At 62.6% G+C, this 21091-nt stretch carries 13 protein-coding genes and 1 pseudogene; 5 read left to right on the top strand and 9 right to left on the bottom strand.

Annotation, left to right across the window (positions count from 1 at the left end):
• Window positions 1-13: 13 nt before the first annotated feature.
• Both pbpC and BA011_RS32760 read right to left on the bottom strand, forming a co-directional pair.
• A complete protein-coding gene (pbpC, locus tag BA011_RS32765) occupies window positions 14-2092 on the bottom strand; it encodes a penicillin-binding protein 1C (RefSeq protein WP_065283944.1) in 2079 nt (692 codons plus the stop codon).
• Window positions 2089-7557 (bottom strand): alpha-2-macroglobulin family protein, encoded by a 5469-nt coding sequence (locus tag BA011_RS32760; protein ID WP_065283943.1) that lies wholly within the window; start codon window positions 7555-7557, stop codon window positions 2089-2091. The genes pbpC and BA011_RS32760 overlap by 4 nt, the downstream gene beginning before the upstream one ends.
• 197 nt (window positions 7558-7754) lie before the next feature.
• Here BA011_RS32760 and msrA point away from each other — a divergent pair, with 197 nt between their 5' ends.
• The gene (gene msrA / locus BA011_RS32755) at window positions 7755-8459 is read left to right on the top strand and encodes a peptide-methionine (S)-S-oxide reductase MsrA (protein ID WP_065283942.1); all 705 of its coding nucleotides are present in this window, start codon (window positions 7755-7757) and stop codon (window positions 8457-8459) included.
• Between the two features lie 66 nt (window positions 8460-8525).
• On the opposite strand, the gene BA011_RS32750 is transcribed toward msrA, so the two are convergent.
• Window positions 8526-9065: a L,D-transpeptidase family protein gene (locus BA011_RS32750; RefSeq protein WP_065283941.1), complete on the bottom strand. Its 540-nt coding sequence runs from the start codon at window positions 9063-9065 to the stop codon at window positions 8526-8528.
• Window positions 9066-9348: 283 nt separating this feature from the next.
• On the opposite strand from BA011_RS32750, the gene BA011_RS32745 reads away from it, so the two are divergent.
• The gene (locus BA011_RS32745) at window positions 9349-9789 is read left to right on the top strand and encodes a response regulator (RefSeq protein WP_065283940.1); all 441 of its coding nucleotides are present in this window, start codon (window positions 9349-9351) and stop codon (window positions 9787-9789) included.
• Between the two features lie 28 nt (window positions 9790-9817).
• On the opposite strand, the gene BA011_RS32740 is transcribed toward BA011_RS32745, so the two are convergent.
• Window positions 9818-10558: a TetR/AcrR family transcriptional regulator gene (locus BA011_RS32740; protein ID WP_065283939.1), complete on the bottom strand. Its 741-nt coding sequence runs from the start codon at window positions 10556-10558 to the stop codon at window positions 9818-9820.
• A 271-nt stretch (window positions 10559-10829) separates the two neighbouring features.
• Here BA011_RS32740 and BA011_RS32735 point away from each other — a divergent pair, with 271 nt between their 5' ends.
• Both BA011_RS32735 and BA011_RS32730 read left to right on the top strand, forming a co-directional pair.
• Window positions 10830-12029 carry a multidrug effflux MFS transporter gene (locus BA011_RS32735; protein ID WP_065283938.1) on the top strand — a complete coding sequence of 400 codons (1200 nt, stop codon included), beginning with the start codon at window positions 10830-10832 and terminating at the stop codon, window positions 12027-12029.
• A gap of 135 nt (window positions 12030-12164) precedes the next feature.
• Window positions 12165-13455 (top strand): annotated as a pseudogene (locus BA011_RS32730) (MFS transporter).
• Window positions 13456-13488: 33 nt separating this feature from the next.
• Here the strand turns inward: BA011_RS32730 and BA011_RS32725 are convergent.
• The 5 genes from BA011_RS32725 to BA011_RS32705 form a co-directional block, all read right to left on the bottom strand.
• Window positions 13489-14526 (bottom strand): LacI family DNA-binding transcriptional regulator, encoded by a 1038-nt coding sequence (locus BA011_RS32725; RefSeq protein WP_065283937.1) that lies wholly within the window; start codon window positions 14524-14526, stop codon window positions 13489-13491.
• Between the two features lie 79 nt (window positions 14527-14605).
• Window positions 14606-15646 carry a LacI family DNA-binding transcriptional regulator gene (locus tag BA011_RS32720; protein WP_065283936.1) on the bottom strand — a complete coding sequence of 347 codons (1041 nt, stop codon included), beginning with the start codon at window positions 15644-15646 and terminating at the stop codon, window positions 14606-14608.
• 161 nt (window positions 15647-15807) lie between these two features.
• A complete protein-coding gene (locus BA011_RS32715; protein ID WP_065283935.1) occupies window positions 15808-16122 on the bottom strand; it encodes a hypothetical protein in 315 nt (104 codons plus the stop codon).
• Between the two features lie 105 nt (window positions 16123-16227).
• Window positions 16228-18126, bottom strand: coding sequence for an ABC transporter ATP-binding protein (locus BA011_RS32710; RefSeq protein ID WP_065283934.1), 1899 nt, complete (start codon window positions 18124-18126; stop codon window positions 16228-16230).
• Window positions 18127-18218: 92 nt separating this feature from the next.
• Window positions 18219-20180, bottom strand: a complete 1962-nt coding sequence (locus BA011_RS32705) for an ABC transporter ATP-binding protein (protein WP_186806619.1) — start codon at window positions 20178-20180, stop codon at window positions 18219-18221.
• 122 nt (window positions 20181-20302) lie between these two features.
• Here BA011_RS32705 and BA011_RS32700 point away from each other — a divergent pair, with 122 nt between their 5' ends.
• Window positions 20303-20920 (top strand): flavodoxin family protein, encoded by a 618-nt coding sequence (locus BA011_RS32700; protein ID WP_065283932.1) that lies wholly within the window; start codon window positions 20303-20305, stop codon window positions 20918-20920.
• The last annotated feature ends 171 nt before the right edge of the window (window positions 20921-21091 follow it).

The following is a 21091-nucleotide window of genomic DNA, read 5'->3' as shown; positions in this document are numbered from 1 at the left end:
AAAGAACGATGCTTCAGTCGATGAAAACGCCGACGCTTGCGGCGCGTCCGGCCGAGTCGATGACGGTCAGTTTCGAGTAGCCGCCGCCATCCGGCAGCCATTGCTGGGTGCGCCGGCGGGAGAGATCGGGCAGCGGCTTGCCGTTGGCAAGCCAGCGGAACGGCGCACGGCCGCCCTGCAGCTTCAGCATCAGCGGCGACAGCTCGCCTTCTCCGGCGCCGAGATCGACATGCGCCCCCTCGGGCGGATAGATGATCTGGGGCGCGGCCTCGCGGCCGGAGGCGAGCAGGCCGCTGGCATTGAGGGCGAAACGCCGCTGGCTGATCGGCAGCTCGGACTGGGCGATGCGCACGGCGCCCGCAGGCGGGCGTGGCAGCGGCGTCGTAGCGATGCCGGATTTAGCGAAACCTTCGAACAGGATCGGCGCGGCAGTGCCATAGCCGGTCAGCCCCGGCACGGCGCTATTGTCAGGCCGTCCAACCCAGACGCCGAGCACATAACGCCCGTCATAGCCGACCGACCAGGCATCGCGATAGCCGTAGCTCGTGCCGGTTTTATAGGCGATACCTCGCTGCGGCGCGCCGGCAGGCGGAATGACGCCGGACAGAATATCGGCGACGTTCCAGACCGCAACAGGTTCGAGCAGCGGTTCACCGTCGAGCTTGGCCGGTTCGCCGGTGACGCCGTCGCCGAGCCTAACCGGCTGACCCCGATTGGCGAGCGCCGTATAGAGCTGCACCAGATCCTTCAGGGTTATGCCGACGCCGCCAAGACCGATCGCAAGCCCCGGCGTCTCGTTCGGCGGCAACACTGGACGGACCTCGGCGCGGCGGAAGCGCACCATCAGACGCGAAGGGCCGACGGCATCGAGCAGCTTGACGGCCGGCACGTTCAGCGAAAGCTGCAGCGCCTCGCGCACGGTGACGTCGCCCTGATAGCTCATGTCGAAATTGCGCGGCCGATAGCCGAAGAAATCGGCGGGCCGGTCTTCGATCATCGTCTCCTGGGACACCAGCCCCTGCTCGAAGGCGAGCCCGTAGATGAAGGGCTTCAGGGTCGAGCCCGGCGAGCGGTTGACGCGCGTCATGTCGATCCAGCCGGAACGGCTGGCATCGAAATAATCGGCCGAGCCGACCTCGCCGACGATCGCGCCGGTTTGCGCATCCGCCATTATCATGGCGAGCGAAAGCTTCGGCCCGAGTTTCATGGCCGCTGCCCTCGCAACCGCCTCCAGCCCCTGCTGCACCTGTTTCTTCAGCGTCGTCTGATGCTTGAGAACCGTCGGCTCGTTGCGAAGTGCGGCTTCGGCCACATGGGCGGCAAGTGCAGGCAATTGCATGCGCCGCGGTGGGGCCGCAACACCTTCAGCCCGCTCGGCTTCGCCGTCGCCAATGGCTTCGGCGACCGCGACGCGGTCGAGCACACGCTTGCGTGCGGCCTCGGCTGCCTTAAGATTGCGGTCCGGCCGGCGCCGTTCAGGCAATTGCGGCAGGGCGACGAGCAGCGCCGCCTCGGCGACCGTCAGGCGCCGCGGTTCCTTGCCGAAATAGGCAAGGCTTGCGGCGCGCACGCCTTCCAGATTGCCGCCATAGGGCGCATGCGTCAGATAAAGGTCGAGGATCTCTTCCTTCGACAGCCGCCGCTCGATCTGCACGGCGCGCACCAATTGCAAGAGCTTCGCCGAAAGGGAGCGCCCTTCGCGCGGCTCGATCAACCGCGCCACCTGCATCGATAGCGTCGAGGCGCCGGAGACGATGCGGCCGTTGCTGACTAATTGCACGGCAGCGCGCCCGAGCGCCCAGGGGTCGATGCCGCCGTGATCGTAGAAACGCCGGTCCTCATAGGCGATCAGCATGCGCAGGAATTGCGGGTCGACGTCGGAGACCGTCGTCTTCAGCCGCCAGCGGCCTTCCGACGTCGCAAAGGCGCGCAACAATTGCCCATCGGCATCCAGCACCTCGGCGGAGACGGCATTTGCCCTGTCCAGAGGCGGCGGAAAGGCCCTGTCGGCGGCATCGAGCGCAAAGAGAGCCGCGCCGGCAAGAATGATGCCGGCTGCGGACCCGATCGCGAACTTGTGCCGCCGCCTCATGGTTGAGCCGTCAGGACCTCCATCTTGCCGGTTGCCGTGCGGGCCGAAAGCTCCGGCCGGTACATATCCTCGACGTTTGCGGCCGGATGGTCGTAGGTGCCGGGGGTGACGGCGCGCACGACATAGGCGACGTTGAATTCGCGGTTGTCGCCTGCCGCGCGGTTGAAGGCGGCGACGAAGCGATCGTAGCGGAATTCGGTATGGGCAGCGGAAATCTCGCCGATCCAGTCGAAATTCGTCATCTGGGCGCTGTCGACGAGGTTAGGATTGTCGATCTCGAAGCCGGCGGGCAGAAGGTCGGTGATGACGATGCGCGACGGCCAGTCATTGGTTTCGCGCACATGGATGACGACGACGTAGCGTTCGTTCTGCTTCGCCTCGCTGACATTCGCCTGCTCGCCGTCGAGCGTGTAATAGGTCCGCTCGATGATGAAGCCGTCGCCGCCGGCCGGCAGCGGCACTGTCGGGGAGGCAACGGTGGTGACCACAGCCGAGACCGTGTCGTTGGTCTGGTTGGTCAGCGTCAACGGATGGTCAGCCAGGGCATCGCCGGTCATGCGTGCCATGTAGGCACCGGTGTGCGCGGCGCCATTGACATCGACCTTCAGGCCATCGTCACCGCCCTGGATGGCGCGCGCGGCAAGCAGCATCCAGGTTTCTTCCTGCGTGCTCTTGTATTTGCTGCGCTGCCATTCCTTGCCGACCGCCCTGGCGAGTTCCGGGATGACGGGCGGCACCGGCCGGCTTTCGGCGGCGAGCGCCAGGATCGCCGCGCCGTCGCGCAGGATCGTGCCGTAGTCGGTGCGCGACAGGTTCACGCGTGACACCATCGACTGCTCCGACATCTGCAGCGCGTCGAGGAAAATGGTCTTCGAACGCTGCGCGTCGCCGTAGAGCGCCAGTGCGGCGGCGATATGCGCCTTGGCGAGCGGTGTCGGGAAGTCGTTGATCATCGTATCGGCATAATAGCGCAGATCGCTGATCGCGGCCTTCTTGTTGCGGGCAAGGACGTAGATGGCATAGGCGATCTGGTCGCCCTGGCCCTTGATGTCGGTGGTGTAGGACAGGGTGTTCTGAAGGTTTTCGAGCGCCTGCACGAAAGCCCTTTCCGGCACCTCATATTTCATTTCGCGGGCCCGCGTCAGGAAATCGGTGACGTAGGAATCGAGCCAGACATCGCCTGAATCCGGCCCCCAGAGGCCGAAGCTGCCGGCTGAGGCCTGATAGGAGAGCACGCGGTAGATCGCATCCTGCACGCGCTTCTTCACATCATCATCGTTTGCCATGCCGGCCTGCTTCGCCACCTCGGCGAGGTAGAGCAGCGGCAGCGCCCGACTGGTGGTCTGCTCGGCGCAGCCGAGGGGATAGCGGTCGAGCGTCATCAGCAGGGCCGGGATGTCGAAGGCGGCCGAACGGGTGACATTGACGCTGATCGAGGCGCCGGGCAGCACGCTGTCGGCAAGCAGGTTCTTGTCGACGGTGAGCTTTGCCCCCGGCTTCAGCGCCAGCACCCGCCGTTCGGTGATCGGCAAGGAGGCCGGGCGCACCGGCAGGTCGACAGTCTGGTCGAGCGAAAGGCCGGAGGCGTCGGAGAGGTTGATCGAGACGCTGCCGGCGCCCGGCTGTTTGCCGATGAGCGAAAGCGTCAGCTCGGATTTCGCGCCGGCCTCAAGGCGGATCGTCTGCGAGGCGGATGCCTGCTCAATGCCGACCGCGCCATTGCCGGTCAGCTGCAGCTTGTAATCGCCAGCCGGTGCATCGGTGTTGGCGATGTCGAGGCGCAGATTGGCCTTGTCGCCGGGGGAGAGGAACTTCGGCAGGCTTGCGGTCACCACGACAGGATCGCGGATGATGACATCCTTGACGCCGTGGCCGACGCCTGATTTCGACCAGGCGACCGCCATGACGCGCGCCGTGCCGTTGAACTGCGGGATATCGAAGGAGACATTGGCCTTGCCTTCAGCGTCGAGCTTCACCGGCCCGGAGAAGAAGGCGACGAGTTTCTGCGTCGGCGGGCTGGCCTGCAGCGCGATGGCACCGCCATCGCCGCCGGTCCGGAGCTTGCCGGTCGTACCCAGCGAGCCGTCGATCAGGCGGCCATAGAGGTCGCGGATTTCAAGGCCGAGCTGGCGCTGGCCGAAATACCAGTCCTCCGGGTTCGGCGGTTCGTAGCGCGTCAGGTTGAGAATGCCGACATCGACGGCGGCAACCGTCACATAGGCATCCTCGTTGGCGCCGGCGCCCGCCACCTGCAGGCCAATATTCAGTGGACCGCGCGGCAACATCTTTTCGGGCGTGTCGAGCGTTACCTGCAGGGCGCGCTGTTCGGGGTCGACTTTCAGCCATTTGATGCCGATCGAGCGCATCGGCATATGGCTGTCCTGGGCGTCGCCGGGGCGGAAGAGGGTGGCTGTGACATAAGCGCCGGCACCCCAATCAGCCGTGACGGGGATGTCGATCTCGCCGCCGGTCTCGCCGATCGTGGCGTTCTGTACGGCAACCAGCTTTTCGGTTCCCGCCGTCACCATCAGCTCGCCGCCATAACGCGAGGTGACTTTCAGCTTGGCCGTTTCACCGATCTTGTAACTGTCCTTGTCGAGGGCTATTTCCAGCCCGTCGGGCGTTTCGGTCGAGGTCGAGCTCACGAACCAGCCGGCGTCGAATTCGACGCTGGAGGTCGGACCGTCGGCATCGGGGCTTTCCACTTCGAGGCGATAGCGGCCCCAGCCCACCGGCACGGAGATCTTGCCGCCGTCCATGGTCGCGTCGACGCTGCCATTGGAGACCTGCTCGGCGGTGTAGACCGGCTCGTATTTCCATGCCGTTCCCTCGCGATACCATTGGTACTCACGGTTGAGGCTGTAGAATTTCCAACGCAGGCCCTTCGCCTCCTGCTTCTGTCCATCGGCATTCACGCCGATCACCGTGAAGTTGGCGATCGAGTTCTCCGGCAGATCATCGGAAAATTCCGGCTTAATGCCGATCGACGCGCGCTCGTTCTTCACCGGAATGGTCAGAGTGCGCTCGATGGCGCGCCCGCCCGCCTCCTGCATGCGCATGTAGACCGTGGCGTTGAGCAGTTGCGTCGTTGCCGGCAGTTCGCTGATGGTGAGATCCGTCGAGGCTTCGCCGTTCTCGTCGAGTTCCGGCAGGCCGTCGATCGGCTGACGCGAATCCTCGCTCGCCTCTTCGTCGGCAAGCCCGAAGAGGAAGCCCTTATAGGCCGCACTCTCGCGCGTCGGCTTGACGACGACGTCGCCTTCGAGCGTCAGGCCGGCGGCCGGGGCGCCGTAGAGATATTTGCCCGAGACGGTGATCGTCGCCGGTGTATCCGGACCGACTTCCTTGGCCTCGGTCTTGATCTCCATCTCGGTGCGATCGGGCACGAAATCGTCGACGAGGAAACTCTTTGTGGCGATCGCGCTGCCCTTGGGATCGGTATAGATGTTCATCGTCCAGGTGCCGCGCATGGCGTTTTCCTGGGTCGGGAAATCGACGGTATAGCCGCCGAGATTGCTGGTCTGACTGACGATGCGCCGGTCTTCGACACCGTCGGGGCGGCTGAAGATGAAGGTGAGCGGCAGGTTCTCGATGGCGTTGCCATCGGTGTCGCGGGCGAGCGACTGCGCATGCACCGTCTCGCCGGCGCGGTAGATGCCGCGTTCGGTAAACGTCAGCACGTCGATCGCGCCGGGTGCCGCGCGACCCGTCACGCCGCGGTCGGAAAGGTCGAAGCCGGCCCGCGTCATGTCGAGGAAGACGTAGTCCGAGGTCCCGTTCCTGGCGGCAATGACGGCGGGCGTCAGCGCCGCCGTGCCGCGGATCAGGCCGGCGGTGAAGGTGGCGCGGCCGTTTTCGTCGGTCGTCGCGGTGCCGAGCACTTCGTTGTTCTTGGCAAGCAGCTGCAGCTCGACGCCTGATATCGGCTTGGCCGAGGCGAGCGAGCGGGTAAAGACGTTGAGCCCATCCGTGCCGGCATAGGTGGTGACGCCGATATCGGAGACCAGGAACCATTGCGTCGCCTGCGAATTCCACTCCTGCGCCGGGCCGTTTGCCGCCGTTGCGGTCATCACATAGATGCCGGGCTTGCGCTCGGGCAGCGCCTCGTCGACCGGGAAGCCGGTGACGATGTCCTTGTTGAGTTCGTTGGCGATATCGATCGAGCCCTGCCAGACGAGTTCGCCGCTCTGATCCTGGATGTTCTGGGCGCTGTAGCCGTCGAGCTGGCTCAGGAACTGCGAATTGGTCAGCAGTGGTGCAATGGCGCGATCGCCGATGCGGTAGAGTTTCAAGTTGGCCGAGGTTATGTTGACCGAAACGATCGGGATGCCGCGGCGCGCCGTCGAGGGCAGCACGAAGCTGTCGCCGGTGAAACGCACCATCTGGCTGCGGTCTTTGATATAGACGTCGATGCTGACAGGTGCTTCGAGCACCTCGTCGACTGATGACGGCAGGCCGGTGCGGAAGGCGATCTTGTAGGTCTGGCCATGCGTCAGCCCCTCGACGCAGATCTGCTTGTTCTTGGTTTCCAGCGCCTTCGGCGCTTCACCGTTCAGCGTCACGAAGGGCGCGTAGTCGGTGGTCTTGACGAGCGCCTCGGAGAAGGTGACGCAGGCACGCGGCGTGGCGCTGTCGGCATCGACCGTGTGTTCGGTGACGCGGAAGCCCTGCGTCGATTTCAGCTGCAGGTAGGCCGCCTGCACATCCTTGGCACCGACAAGCGCCAGGCTCGCCTTGTAGGCGTCGAGCGCCGGGCGGTAATTGGCGTTTCGTTCCAGTGCATTGGCGAGTACGGCGAGCGCCTCGGCACGCTTGGCGGTGGTGCGTGTCAGCTCGTAACCGTTCAGCGCGTCGACCACCGCTTGTCCCGCCGTGCTGCTCTCGGCGCTGCCGAGCGAGGCTGCTGCGCGGGCGGTTTCGAGCCAGAGATCGGCGTCGTCAGGTGTGATCGACAGCGCCCCATGGAAGGACTTCAGCGCGTCGGCCAGGTTGTTGGCGGTGAGGTCGAGGCGGGCGTTGGCCGTTAGGCTGTCGACGCCCTGCCCCTGCTGGCCGTCGGCGAGGGTAAGATTGTCCTTGAAGTCGTGGGCCTGCTGGATGAGATCGTTGCTCAGGAAGGTCAGGCGCGGCGCAGCACCTATATCCCGCTCCTGCTGGCCGGCCGTTTCGACAATCTTGCCGGCGATGGCGCCGGGGAAGGCGTTCATTGTCTTGAAATCGGATTTGAGGAAGCACCACTTCACCTTGGGATTGTAGGTGAAGGCCTTGCAGCTCTTGTCGCCGATGCAGGAGGTCTTGCACTGATCGAGCGAGACGTTCTGTTCGGTGCGAAGATCGAATCCGAAGAAATCGGCGTCCTTGATCGTCTGGATGTCGCGCTTCGTATCCGCAGCGGCTGCAGGAAAACTGACGGCGATCATGGAAAATGCGATTGTCGCGAAAGCAAAGAACGAGCGCACGGACATAGGTTCCCCCGGAATGCTGGCTCTGACCGGCGGGCACTGTCCTCACTCCTCGCGAGATTGTCAACTCAAGTTGAGCGCTGTTTCATCTTCACATAGGCGCTTTCGTCTGGCTGTCACATCGACGTGAGTGACCGGCTTGTGATTTGCGAGTTTTGCAAGGATGAGCAAGGATTTGGGCGATCACAGGAGGTAACGCGATGTCCACGTCGTTCCACCGCAGGAGCCTTGCCGGGCTCTTTGCTGCCGTTGTTTTCTCGCTCGGTGCGAGTGGCGCAGGCGCGGCCGAGGATGCTGTCGTCATCCCGCCGCCAGCCGTCGACGAGGCGGCCGGCCCGGGCACCGAGACGGCCATTTTCGCCGGCGGCTGTTTCTGGGGTGTCCAGGGCGTCTTTCAGCACGTGAAGGGTGTCGAGAGCGCCGTCTCCGGTTATGCCGGCGGCGACGCCAAAACGGCGCAGTATGAAACCGTCAGCACCGGCTCGACGGGTCATGCCGAAGCCGTCCAGGTGAGGTTCGATCCGAAACAGGTGACCTACGGCAAGTTGCTGCAGATCTTCTTCTCGGTGGCGCACAACCCGACGCAGCTGAATTTTCAGGGTCCGGACCGGGGAACGCAGTACCGGTCGGCGCTGTTTGTTGCCGATCCCGAGCAGCGCAAGGTCGCCGAGAATTATATCAGCCAGCTCGACAAGGCGCATGTCTTCCCGCAGCCGATCGTCACCAAAGTGTCTGAAACCACGGGCTTCTATCCGGCCGAAGCCTATCACCAGGATTTCCTGACGCTCAATCCGACCTATCCCTATATCGTCTACAACGACCTGCCGAAAATCGAGAACCTGAAGTCGCTGTTTCCCGCCGACTACCGCGGCAAACCGGTCCTAGTGATGAAGGTCAAGGGCTGATCGATCCTGTCGGTCCCGGGATTATCGGCTTTGAACGCAGGGATGCAATGCGTTCGTCGCAACAGTTCAGGGCATGATGTCTATGGGCGTATGGTTGGGGACGCGGGCCCAAATATCGCGCATCTCCGCGTTGGTGACCGCAATACACCCATCCGTCCAATCCCACAGTTGATGGGCGTTTCCGAATAGGCCCCAGCCATTGGGAAGCCCGTGGATCATGATAGCGCCACCGGGAGGAAAGCCACCGGCTTCAGCGTTACGCTGGTCATCAGGATTTGGATAGGAAATGTGCAAGCTCAGATGCGCCATGGACTTCGGATTGCGCCAGTCTATTTCATAACGCCCTTCAGGTGTTTTCTCGTCACCTTCTCGCTGCTTGGGACCCTCATCGGCAGCTCGCCCAAGAGAAATCCGGTATGTCGAGATGGGGGTATCCCCTTTGAGAAGGACCATGCGGCGTTCGGCTTTATAAACGCGAATGAGGTCAGCCTGTTGCTCCAAAGGCACATCCGGAGGCGGCGAGCCTGAGCCGACCCTGCCCATCAATTTCGTATAGACGAACAAGCTGATGATCACGGCGGCCAAAACGATAAATGTGTTTCTCAATATGATTTCTCGTCTTTAGGTAACGGAAGGGTTATACCGTCTTATCGCGCCCTCAGCCATAAGATGTACCCTCGATATTGAGCACGATCCGGCGCCGTCTTTTTCTCCACTCTCCTTGTTATTAAGAATTTGTCAACGTTAACAATATCTTAAATACGGAAAATCGCGTTCCACCGCGGAACATATCGTCGAGTTGCCCGTTACCGCCATGAGTTTCGCTTGAGGACAGGCTGGCGGAGCGGATCCCTCTTTAGAAGTACAGGCGTAACCAAGGGGACGTATCATGGCCACCAATGTCGTGCGGCGCTGGCAACGAGATGATCTCATGAAACAGAGAGTGCTGATTGTCGAGGATGAATTCCTGATCGCCTTGGATCTCGAGGCGACAGTGGAAGGCATGGGCATGCAGGTTGCCGGCCTTGCCAATGACTGCGAACAGGCGCTGCGGCTGGCGCCGCTTGCCGATATCGCTTTCGTCGACGTCAATCTCGCCGACGGCGCGACCGGGCCTGAGATCGGCCGGCGGCTGGCGCAGGAGCATGGCATTGCGGTCGTGTTCATGACCGGCAATCCCGAAGTGGTGGCTGACGGCGTCAAGGGCGCGGTCGGCGTGGTCCAGAAGCCGGTCATGCCTTCGGTTGTCGAGCAGCTGGTGAAATATCTTGCCGCGCGCCGTGTCGGCATGTTCGCGGTCGTACCCTCACAAATGACGGTCTTTGCCTGATCGGATGGGCCTGACCGGAAGCGCCTGATCAGCCGGATATGGCTGCGAGCTGCGGCGGATGGCCGGCCTTTTCCGCCGCCGGCCTGCCATAGGCCTTGAGGAAGGTACGGACGGCGTTGCGCGCCGCCTTGTCCAATTCTTCGTCGGTGGGCGTGCCGCCGAGCAGGATCATCATCTGCAGGTCAGCATTGCCGAGCGCCACGAACTGCCGGGCGGCGACGTCGAAATCGTCGATGACGAGTGCTTGCTTATGAGCAAGCCGCGCGAAAAGAGCTGACAGTGCAGTGGTCAGCTTGCCCGGCCCCTGTTGGCGCCAGCTTTCGAAGAGGTGCGGATATCGCTCGCCCTCGGTCTGCACCAGCTTGCGCAGGAATTTTCCGTCGTGGTTGCAGATGCAGTTCTTGTTGAGGCGCACGGCGAAGGCCGTCAGCTCGTCTTCCAGATTGTCGGCACGATCCGGGAAGGTCGACAGCACCGAGAAGAGCATGGCGTTGGCGCGGTTCATGACGTCTTCGACGACGGCGACGAACAGCGTTTCCTTCTCGCGGTAGTGATTGTAGATCGTCTGGCGGGAGACACAGGCGACGGCGGCGATCTCGTCGATGCTGGCGCCGGCAAAACCCTGGCGGCAGAATACGTCGGCCGCGGCATCGAGGATCGACATGCGCTTGGCGCATTGTCCGCGCTGCGTATGCCCCGTCATCCGGACTGCCGGTGTCATGCGATCTTTCATGAGAGCGAAGATAAGACGTCTTGACGTTTTAGACAATGGCGTCTATTTTTACATCCGTGTCCAAATTTGTTGACACTCCTGGTTCCGCCGCTGAGATAATGAGCTCCCAACTTCGTCTTCGCGCGAACGGTCATCATTGAACCCGCGCATCGGCCCGAAAATCGGAACCGCTTTTCGGAAAGCACGATGCGTAGATTTAAAGTTAGAGCGTCTTTTGTGCGTCCGAGAGGACGCACGGCGCTCTCAGAGCAATGCCGCGGAGCGACGATCCGGTATTTCCGCTGCGCTTTTATGAAAGATCACCATTATGACGGCTCCCTTCTTTCGCATTGCCCTCATTCTCGGCCTTCTGTCGGCCATCGGGCCCTTTGCCATCGACATGTATCTGCCTGCGCTGCCGTCCATCGGCCAGGACCTGCATGCCGATAACAATGTCACCCAGCTCACCCTTCTCGCCTTCTTCATCTCCTTTGCACTCGCCCAGCTGGTCTATGGTCCGCTGTCGGATATGTGGGGCCGCAAGCTGCCGCTCTATCTCGGCATCGGCCTCTTTTCCGTTGCCTCGATCGGCTGTGCGCTGGCGACCGATATCGAAACGCTGATCGCCTTCCGTTTCGTTCAGGGTATCGGCGGTGCCGCCGGCATGGTCATTCCGCGCGCCATCGTCCGCGACATGCATACCGGCGTGCAGGCCGCCCGCCTGATGTCGCTGCTGATGCTGGTCTTCTCGATCTCGCCGATCCTGGCGCCGCTGACGGGCAGCGCCGTCATCGAGTTCTACGGCTGGCGCGGCGTATTCTGGGCCGTGACGATCGCAGCCTTCATCGGCCTCGTCCTGCTCGCCACCCAGCTTGACGAAACCCGTTCACCGGCCGAACGCAGCGGCAGCGGTCTGAAGAGCGCCATGGCAGCCTACCGCCTGCTGCTTGCCGACCGCAACTTCCTCACGCTGACCTTCATCGGCGGCCTCGGCATTTCCAGCTTCCTCGTCTATCTCGCCAACTCGCCCTTCGTGCTGATCCAGCATTACGGGCTGACGCCGACGCAATACAGTTTCGCCTTCTCGATCAATGCCGTGTCCTTCTTCGCGGTATCGCAGGCGACGGGTTGGCTTGGCGCGCGTTTCGGCCTCGTGCGCGTCATGCGGATTGCGGTCAGCGCTTTTGCCCTTGCCATGGTCGTCATGGCGGTGGTGATGGCCGCCGGCTTCAACCAGCTGCCTGTCCTGGCGACTTTCCTGTTCATCGGCTACGGCTTCCTCGGCCTCGTCATCCCGACGAGCGCGGTGCTCGCGCTCGAGGATCACGGCGAGATCGCCGGCACCGCCTCGTCGCTGATGGGCACGCTGCATTTCGTGATCGCCGCCGTCGCCATGGTCATATCGAGCGTCTTCTTCGACGGCACGGCCGTTCCAATGGCCGCCGGCATCGCACTTTGCGCCTTCTTGGCCTTCGTGCTGACTCAGGCAACGATCGGCCGCCGCGCCGCCGTCGCCGCCGCTGAATGATTAAAGACCGTACCCGTCTTCGGGTACGGTCACATCATCAGGGTTGCGGCTGCGAGAAAATGCCGCGCCCGATTGAATATCGGCTGGCCGCGCTATTTACCCGATCCCCAAGCATGGTCATACCGGAGAATACTTATGGTCGACGAGAAGCGGCTGATCTCGAAAATCACCTGGAAGCTGATGCCGTTTCTCGGCATCCTCTATCTCATCGCCTATATCGATCGGCAGAACGTCAGTTTCGCCAAGCTGCAGATGGTCGATGCCCTTGGAATGAGCGAATATGCCTATGGTCTCGGCGCATCGCTCTTCTTCATCGGCTATTTTCTCTTCGAGGTGCCGAGCAACTCTTCCTCGACAAGCTCGGCGCCCGTGTCTGGTTCGCGCGCATCCTGGTCTCCTGGGGCATCGTCACCGTCGCGCTCGCCTTCACGCAGAACGCGACGATGTTCTATATCCTGCGCTTTCTGCTCGGTGTCTGCGAAGCCGGCTTCTTTCCCGGCGTGCTCTATCTGCTGACGCTGTGGTTTCCCTCGACCTATCGCGGCAGGATGGTCGGGCTGTTCATGATCTTCAGCGCGATCGCCAATGCCGTCGGGGCGCCACTCGGCGGTGTGCTGCTCGATCTCGACGTCTCTACGGCTTTGCAGGCTGGGAGTGGGTGTTCCTGGCGACGGGCGTTCCGGCTGTGATCGCCGGCATCGTCACCTTCTTCTATCTCCCCGGCCGGCCTGAAAAGGCAAGCTTCCTGAATGACGGGGAGAAGCAGTGGCTGGAACGGAGGCTCACTTCCGAAAATGCCGGCATGGGCGAGCATGCCGGAAACGGCTTCAAGGCGCTCATCGACCCGCGTGTCCTGTTGATGGCGGTCTGCTATATCGCCTTTCCGCTTTCGGCCTACGGCCTCAGCTATTGGCTGCCGACCATCGTCAAGGCTTTCGGCGTCAGCAACACGGTGAACGGTTTCCTCAACATCATTCCCTGGGTGCTGGTCGCGATCGCGCTCTATGCCGTTCCCGCCATGGCTGACAAGGCGCAATCGAAGACGCCCTATATCGTCATTCCGGCTTTCATCGGCGCCGCCTGCCTGCTGCTCTCGGCGCTGATCCCGAACCACACTTTGCAATTCGCCTTCCTCTGCGTCGCCGCTGCCGGGATCTTCGCCCCCCAGCCGGTGTTCTGGAGCCTGCCCTCCCGTTTCCTCAAGGGCGCGGGGGCTGCGGCGGGCCTTGCCGCCATCAATTCGGTCGGAAATCTCGGCGGCTTCGTCGCCCAGAACGTCGTGCCCTGGATCAAGGAAGCGAGCGGCAGCACGATCGCGCCGATGTTCTTCCTGGCCGCCTGCCTTGCTGCCGGAGCCCTGTTGGTCTTCGTCGTCACGCGTCAGCTGTCGCACAGGGAGCATTCAGCGGCTCCGAGCCGGGTCTGATCAAAGCCGCCAAGACTATCTACGCGGCGGGCTTCAGCCCGTCAGCGTGAAGGCGTCGCTTTCGCCGGGAACGAGTTCCAGCGGCCATATCCTGTTGCGGGCGCCCTGCGGATAGTGATCGGCATAGGCCGGCATGGTGGCGAGCAGGGTTTCGCCGAGCTGGGCGCCGAGATCGCGCAGCGACATGCGGAAGGAGGTCAGCGTCGGCTGCAGGAAATGCGTGCGCGGCTCCTCGCGGAAACCGACAACGGCGAGGTCGCGGCCTGGCACGATGCCGGCCTCGGCAAGCCGGCGGTAAAGCCCGATCGCCATCAGCTCGTGGATCAGGATGATCGCCGTCGGCCGCTCTTCAATCATCAACAATTCGTGGCCGGCCTGATAACCGCCCTGTTCGCTCGACTTGACCCGGATGACGAGGGCCGGGTCGAAGGCAATACCGTGCCGTTGCAGCGCCTGGCGGTAGGCGTCGAGAAAGAGATAGCCGAGATTGATGTCGGAGGAGGGGGCGGCCACCGCGATCCGCCGGTGGCCTTTGGCGACCAGCCGGTCGACGCCGCGCGCCGCCACGCCCTCGAAATCGAGGTCCATCCAGGTGTAGCTGCCGCCCGACGCGCTACGGCCTAGCGCCACGAAGGGGATGCGGGCCTTTTCCAGAAGCTCGATGCGCCTATCGGTGCGCCGTGTCGCCGAGATGATCAGCGCGTCGACAAGCCGGCGCGCCACCATGCGCTTCAGATATTCATGCGGGTCCTCGTCATCGGGGCAGGGCAGCATGACGAGATCGAGCTTGTGGCGGGAAAAGACGCTCTGCAGCCCGTCGGTGACGCCAAGAAAGAAGTCGTCGCTGTTTTCGACCGTCTCGCGGCTCACCTCGAGCATCAGCCCGATGACGTTGGTCATACCCTGGCGAAGGCTGCGGCCCGATTGATTGGCGACGTAACCGAGCTCTTCGGCGGCGGCGAGCACGCGCCGGCGCGTTTCGTCGTTGACGTCGGGCTTGCCGTTCAGAGCACGGGACACCGTTCCGATCGAAATGTCGAGATGCTCGGCGAGCTGGCGGATTCCCCTCATCTGCGTCGATCTTCCTCCCAGGTCACGCGTCAGCCCTTCTTGCCACAGGATGGCGCCTGCGAAAAGCCGTGGGAGAGGGTCAGGGTCTGAAGCTCTGGCGGATGACGAGCTCCGGAATGACGCGTTCGTAACCCGCGGGCAAGCCCGGGTTTTCAAGCCGCCGCTCCATCAGCTCGACGGCGCGCTGCGCCATGGTCAACGGATCCTGGCGGAAGGTGGTCAGCCGGTAGCTCAGCCAGGAGGATTCCGGCACATCGTCGAAGCCGATGACGGCGACATCCTCGGGGATGCGCAGCCGCATTTCCAGTCGCACGACATCCATCAGTCCGAAAGCGATCTGGTCGTTGGCGCAGAAAACGGCGTCGGGCTTTATTGTCTGCGAGAAGAGCGCGCGTGCAGCGGTGACGCCGCCGTCATAGTCGGAATCGCCGCCGCGTCCGATGACGACGGATACACCGAGCGATTCGGCTGTCGACAGGAAGGCGCTTTCGCGCTCGATGATGGAAGGCGTTCCGGTGTTGGAGCCGATGACCGCCAGCCGCCGTCTGCCGCTTTCGTAAAAGGCCGTCGCCGCCTTGCGGGAGGCCTCGGAGTTGCCTGCGCGCACATGGTCGGCGTCGGGTTCCGAACGGCCGATCACCACGAGCGGCTGGCCATTTCGCTGTGCGAGTTCGAAGAAACTCGCCGGCGGCGAGCCGGACAGGATGATGATTGCCTCGGCACGGTGGCCGATCAGCATCTTCTGGGCGGCAAGCAGCTCGTCTTCCGTCTGGCCGGTATTGATGAGAATCGGGATGCTGCCGCGTTTGATCAGGCATTTGGCAAGCGCTGCGGCCAGATGTGCGCGAAAACCCACTTCCGGCCGGGTCGCGACGATGCCGACCAGGCGGCTCTGATTGGCAAGCACGCCGCGCGCCAGGTCGTTGACATGGTAGCCGAGTTCTTGCGCCGCCCGCAGCACCTTTTCGCGCGTTGCAGGCGCCACGCTGGTGCCCGGCGTGAAGGTACGCGACACGGCTGAGCGCGAAACGCCCGCCAATTGCGCCACCTGCTCGGCGCTGACGAAGCGCATGCGTTCTTTCTTTGGCGTCTTGCCGCCGTTCACTGGACCATCATTCATCGGCTCTCAGCTATTGCTTGTCTCTGACATCAGGATGACAGCCGGCCGCATGGCAACCGTAATTTTTTGCAGAGAAAAGCCGAGGCTGCACGGGAGGCAACCTCGGCCGAGAGACAAAAGCAGCGGCGATGGGATCAACGCCGCTGCGAAAGGTTCAGTGTTTACTCGCAGACCCGCACGGTTTCGGCGTGGTAGCCGCCGTCATAGCGGTTGCGGACGTCGCGGTCCTCATACCAGCATCTCGGCTCGGGTTCGACATAGCGGGGGCTCTCCACATAACGAGGGCCTTCATCAACGTAGCGGGGGCCGCCATTGGCGATTGCGCCGCCGATCAGGCCGCCGACGACGCCTGCGGCAACGCCGCCGGCGATGATTCGGCCAGTATTGTCGTGATGGCGATCACGCGCCGCAGCGGGCTGAATGGCCGATCCAACAAGGGCCGTTGCGATCAACAAGCTGCTAATAACTCTCTTCATAACATTCTCCTCAGTGGCACTCGTCACCCGATAGGAAATAAATGCGGCAGCAAGGCGTTTGTTCGTTCAAACTTTGCGACAGGCATTAATGCATGTCGCCTGAGATCACGTCGCCGACTCCGCTGCCGTCGTCTCTTCCAGCACGTCTTCGGGAATATCATCGAAGGAGGAGTAGTTCAGATTGTAGAGCTTGGAATAGAGCTTGCCGTTCTTCATCAGCTGGCGGTGGTCGCCGCTTTCGATGATTTCGCCGTTCTGCAGCACGATGATGCGATCCGCCTCGCGGATCGTTGCGAGGCGATGGGCGATGACAAGGCCGGTGCGGTTTTCGAGCAGCTTTACCAGCGCTTTCTGGATCAGCATCTCGGTATAGCTGTCGATATTGGCCGTCGCCTCGTCGAGCACGAGAATCTTCGCGTCCGCCACCAATGCGCGGGCAAAGCTCAAAAGCTGGCGCTGGCCAAGCGAAAGGTTGCCGCCGCGCTCGCCGAGAACGCTGTCGTAACCATCGGGCAGGCGCATCACGAAGTCATGCGCGCCGACCGCTTTGGCGGCCTCGATCACCTGTTCGCGCGTCGCCTCCAGCTTGTGGTAGCGAATGTTTTCGAAGACGGTGCCGGTAAAGAGGAAGGGTTCCTGCAGCACCATGGCGATCTGCGCTCCGAGCGAATCCTGCGTTAGATCACGCACATCGTCGCCGCCGACCAGCACCTGGCCCTGCTGCACGTCGTAGAAGCGATGGATCAGCGACATGCAGCTCGATTTGCCGGACCCCGTCGGCCCGACCAGCGCCACCGTCTCGCCGGGATTGACCTTGAAGCTGACGTGCTTCAGCACCGGATGTTTCGGATTGTAGCCGAAGACGACATCCTTGAATTCCACCGATCCGTCCATGTCGCGCGACAAGGCCTTGGCATTGGGCGCGTCCTTGATGTCGACAGGCACATCGAGCACTTCGGTCAGCCGCTGGCCCGACGCCATGGCGCGCTGCATCACCGAATATTGCAGGGTCAGCGAACGGATGGGGTCGAAGAAGCGCTGGATGTAGAACAGGAAGGCGACGAGCACGCCGACATCGAGCGCCTGATTGAGAACGCGGGCGCCGCCGACGACGATGACGAGCGCCATCGCCACGCCGGTCAGGCTGTCGACGATCGGCACCATCACCTGCGCGTAGCGCGCCGCCGTCAGATGCGTCTTGAGGTTGGCATGCGCCTTGTCGTCGTAAAGCGTGAAGTTGACGCCCTGCCTATCCATGCTCTGGACGGCACGCACCCCGTGGATCGCTTCGGCAAGCGCACCATTCGCAACCGAATTGGTCTCGTGCGCGGCCATGAAGGATTTGCGTGCCAGCGGCAGCCAGAACAGCCGGACGATGAACAGCACCGGCAGCACCGAGAGCGTCAGCAGCCCCAATTTGAAATCGAGATAGAGCATCACGAAGACGATGCCGAAGAGCAGCACGATGTCGCCGACTGACAGCACCGAGGTTTCGAGGAATTCCTGCATCGAGTTGACGTCGCCCTGCAGGCGCGACATCAGCCGGCCGACTTCGGTCTTGTCCATGAAGGAGAGCGAGACGCGCTGGAGATGCGAAAACATCGCCTTGCGGATATCGAAGAGCACGTCTTCCGCCACGCCGCCGACCAGCGTCTCCTGCGCATAGCTGGCCGCATAGTTGATTGATATGGCGATGGTGAAGGCGACGATCGACCAGACCAGGGCCGAATGGTTGCCACCCGGCGACATACCGTGGTCGATGGCATAGCGGATGATCAGCGGGATGGTGAGCTGCATCATCGTGAAGGTCAAAACGGCGACGACGGACCACAGGACCTGGCGGCGATAGGGGTGAACGAAAACCCAGATGCGCTTGACAATGTTGCCGTCGAAGGCCTTGCCGAACATCTCCTCCTCGACGCGGTGCGAACCGACCACCGCCCGCGGCGGGCGGCGTCCATCCTCGCGAACGTCGGGACGCTCGGTTTCCAGTTCCTCGGCCATGCCATTCCTCCCGCGGCCATCACGTCCGGTGGCCTGCATAGTCATTGCTTGTCCGCTCTCCTCCCCGGTGGGCAGAAGAAGGGAATTCATTGCTAGGCGCTCAAGACCTCGTCGCCCGGTCGCACCTGCAGGTCGTAGAGCGCCTTGTAGCGCCCGCCGAGCGATAGCAGCGCCTCATGCGTTCCGCGCTCGACGATCCGGCCGTCTTCGACGAACAGGATCTGGTCGGCATGCATCAGCGAGCTCAGGCGGTGGGCGACGATGATCGTCACGCGGTCGGCGGCATAGCGGCGCATGGCGCCGCGGATGCGCTGTTCGGTGGCGGCGTCGATTGCCGCCGTCGAATCGTCGAACACCATCACCGCCGGTTTCAGCATCAGCGCACGGGCGATCGAAAGACGCTGGCGCTGGCCGCCGGACAGCGAAACGCCGCGCTCGCCGACGACGGTGCCGTAACCTGTGGGCAGGCCGAGCACGTAATTGTGCAGCTGGGCGCTTTCGCTGGCGCGTTCGATCCGGCCTTCCTTCGCCCACGGGTCGCCATAGGCGATATTGTTCTCGATCGTCGTCGTGAACAGGAACGAATCCTGCTGCACGACGGCAACCGCCCGGCGCAGCGATTGCAGCGTCGCCTTGCGGATGTCCTGGCCGTCGATCGTGATCTTGCCGCCGCTGACGTCGTAGAAGCGCGGAATGAGGTGGGCAATCGTCGACTTGCCGCTGCCGGGAGGCCCGACGATGCCGATCGTCTGGCCGCGCCTGGCTTCGAAGGATACATTGTCGAGCACGGTGCGCTTTTCGGAACCCGGATAGGCGAAGCTGACATTTTCGAAGCGCAGCACGCCGTCCGTCACCGCCAATTGCTTGGCATCCGGCGCATCCTTGATCGCGATGTCGAGGTCGAGAAGGGCGAAGAGGCGCGAGCCGCAGGTGGAGGCGCGGGCAAAGGCATTGACCATGAGGCCGAGCTGGCGCACCGGCATCTGCAGGATGGTCATGAAGGTCAGGAACGAGGCCAGCGTGCCGACGGTGATTTCGCCCGACATCACCTTGCCGCCGCCGACCCAGAGCACCAGGCCCATCGCCGCGAAGAAGGAGAAGGTCATGGCGCTGGTGTTGGTAACACGGATGCCGACGCGCTGATGGGCGAGCGCGAGCGCGCTCTTCGACGCCGCCTCGAATTTCGAAATCTCGTGTTCGTGGGCGGCAAAGGCGCGCACGACGCGGATACCGCCGAGATTTTCCTCCATGATGCGGGTCAGCACCGAAAGCCGCTCCTGCAGGTCGAGCCAGGTGGCGCGCAGCCTGAGCTGCGTCACCGACGAGCGCCAGCCGACGAAGGGCACGAAACTCAGCGCCAGGAGACCGAGCACGATATCGGTCGACAGCAGCATATAGGCGCCGATGCCGATCAGGATCGACAGCAGGATCATCCGGACCAGTGCTGTGGAAAAATACATGCGCACGCCTTCGAGATCGAGCAGGCCGACGGTGATCAGGTCGCCGGAATGCACGGTGTCATGAAAGCTGAAAGAGAGCCGCTGGATCTTTTCGTAGCAGGCCAGCCGCAATTCGTAGCCGATGTGATGGCCGACGGCTTCGCTGTAATAGTTCTGAACCATGGTAAAGAGGCCGCGCAGCACGCTGGCGCCGAGCAGCAGCAACGCTGTGGTCAGAAGCGCGTTCTGCGCCGCCTGTCCCGCCGCACCGCCGCTCATCGCCATTTGCGTGTGGTCGACCGCCTGGCCGAGAAGGCGCGGGATCATCAGCTGGAAGGTGGAGGCCACAAGCGTGGCGCCCATCGCAAAGCCGGATTGCCAGGGGTGGCGGAAGGCCATCATGGTGATACGCACCAAGGTGAAGAGACCTCGGCCCCAGCCTGCCGCAGTTGCAAGCGCCATCGAAGCCGAAGGCTTCGTCCCGCGTATTAACGCATCGCTGCTCACGGTATTTTTTCCAATAGATGTGTGGTCGGACGCTGGCCCGAAAAGACGGCAAATCCATGAAGGGATTGATAGCACCTTCACTTTTGCCGATTCCATTTGGGGGTTCAAGTAAAGAATTCACCAGTTGGTTATTTTTACGTGAGGTCTCCTCGCGTCCGGGCGGGAACAATCTGGGCGCGAACAGGTTGCAGCAGGCAAATGCCAACTGCCGACCGGTGCCGGAGAGACCCATGCCTCTGAAAGCTCTCGCCCTCAACGCCACGCTGAAGACCAGCGACGCCAAGGACGCGTCCTCAACCGACCGGATGATCGGACTGATCGACAAGGCGATGTCCGCACACGGCGTCGTGACCGAGGTGGTCCGGCTGGCCGATTTCAACGTCAAGCCCGGCGTCACCTCCGACGAAGGCGCCGACGATGACTGGCCCGATATTCGCGCCAAGGTGCTGGACGCCGATATCCTGCTGATGGCGACGCCGATCTGGCTCGGTCAGCCATCCAGTGTCTGCAAGCGGGCGCTGGAGCGCATGGACGCCTTCCTTGAGGAGACCGACGATGAGGGCCGCATGGTCTCCTATGGCAGGGTCGCTGCCGTTGCCGTCGTCGGCAATGAGGACGGCGCCCACCATGTGTCGGCCGAGCTCTTCCAGGCACTGAACGACGTCGGCTTCACCATTCCGGCCAATGCGGTCGCCTATTGGGTCGGCGAGGCAATGGGTTCCACCAATTTCGTCGATCTCGACAAGGTGCCGAAGATTGTGACCAAAGCCGTCGACATGCTGGCGCGCAACACGGTGCATCTGGCAGGTCTGCTGAAGGCAAAACAATATCCGGGCGAGGGCAGCTGAGGTCGCTGCCGACCTGACATTTTTGAGATCAATTCGCAGTTCGGGATCCAAAACCCGGCCACATTTCCAGAGAACACTTCTAAATTGTATTATATTTCAATAACTTGAAAAGATGTGGCAACAAACCTCTTGCCACCTGCGCCATTTAGCGCTTTCATACACTACCAGTTT

Source organism: Rhizobium leguminosarum, from assembly GCF_001679785.1.
Classification (GTDB): Bacteria; Pseudomonadota; Alphaproteobacteria; order Rhizobiales; family Rhizobiaceae; genus Rhizobium; species Rhizobium leguminosarum_R.
The sequence above is the reverse complement of the archived record's forward strand: the minus strand, read 5'-3'. Positions and strand labels throughout refer to the sequence as shown.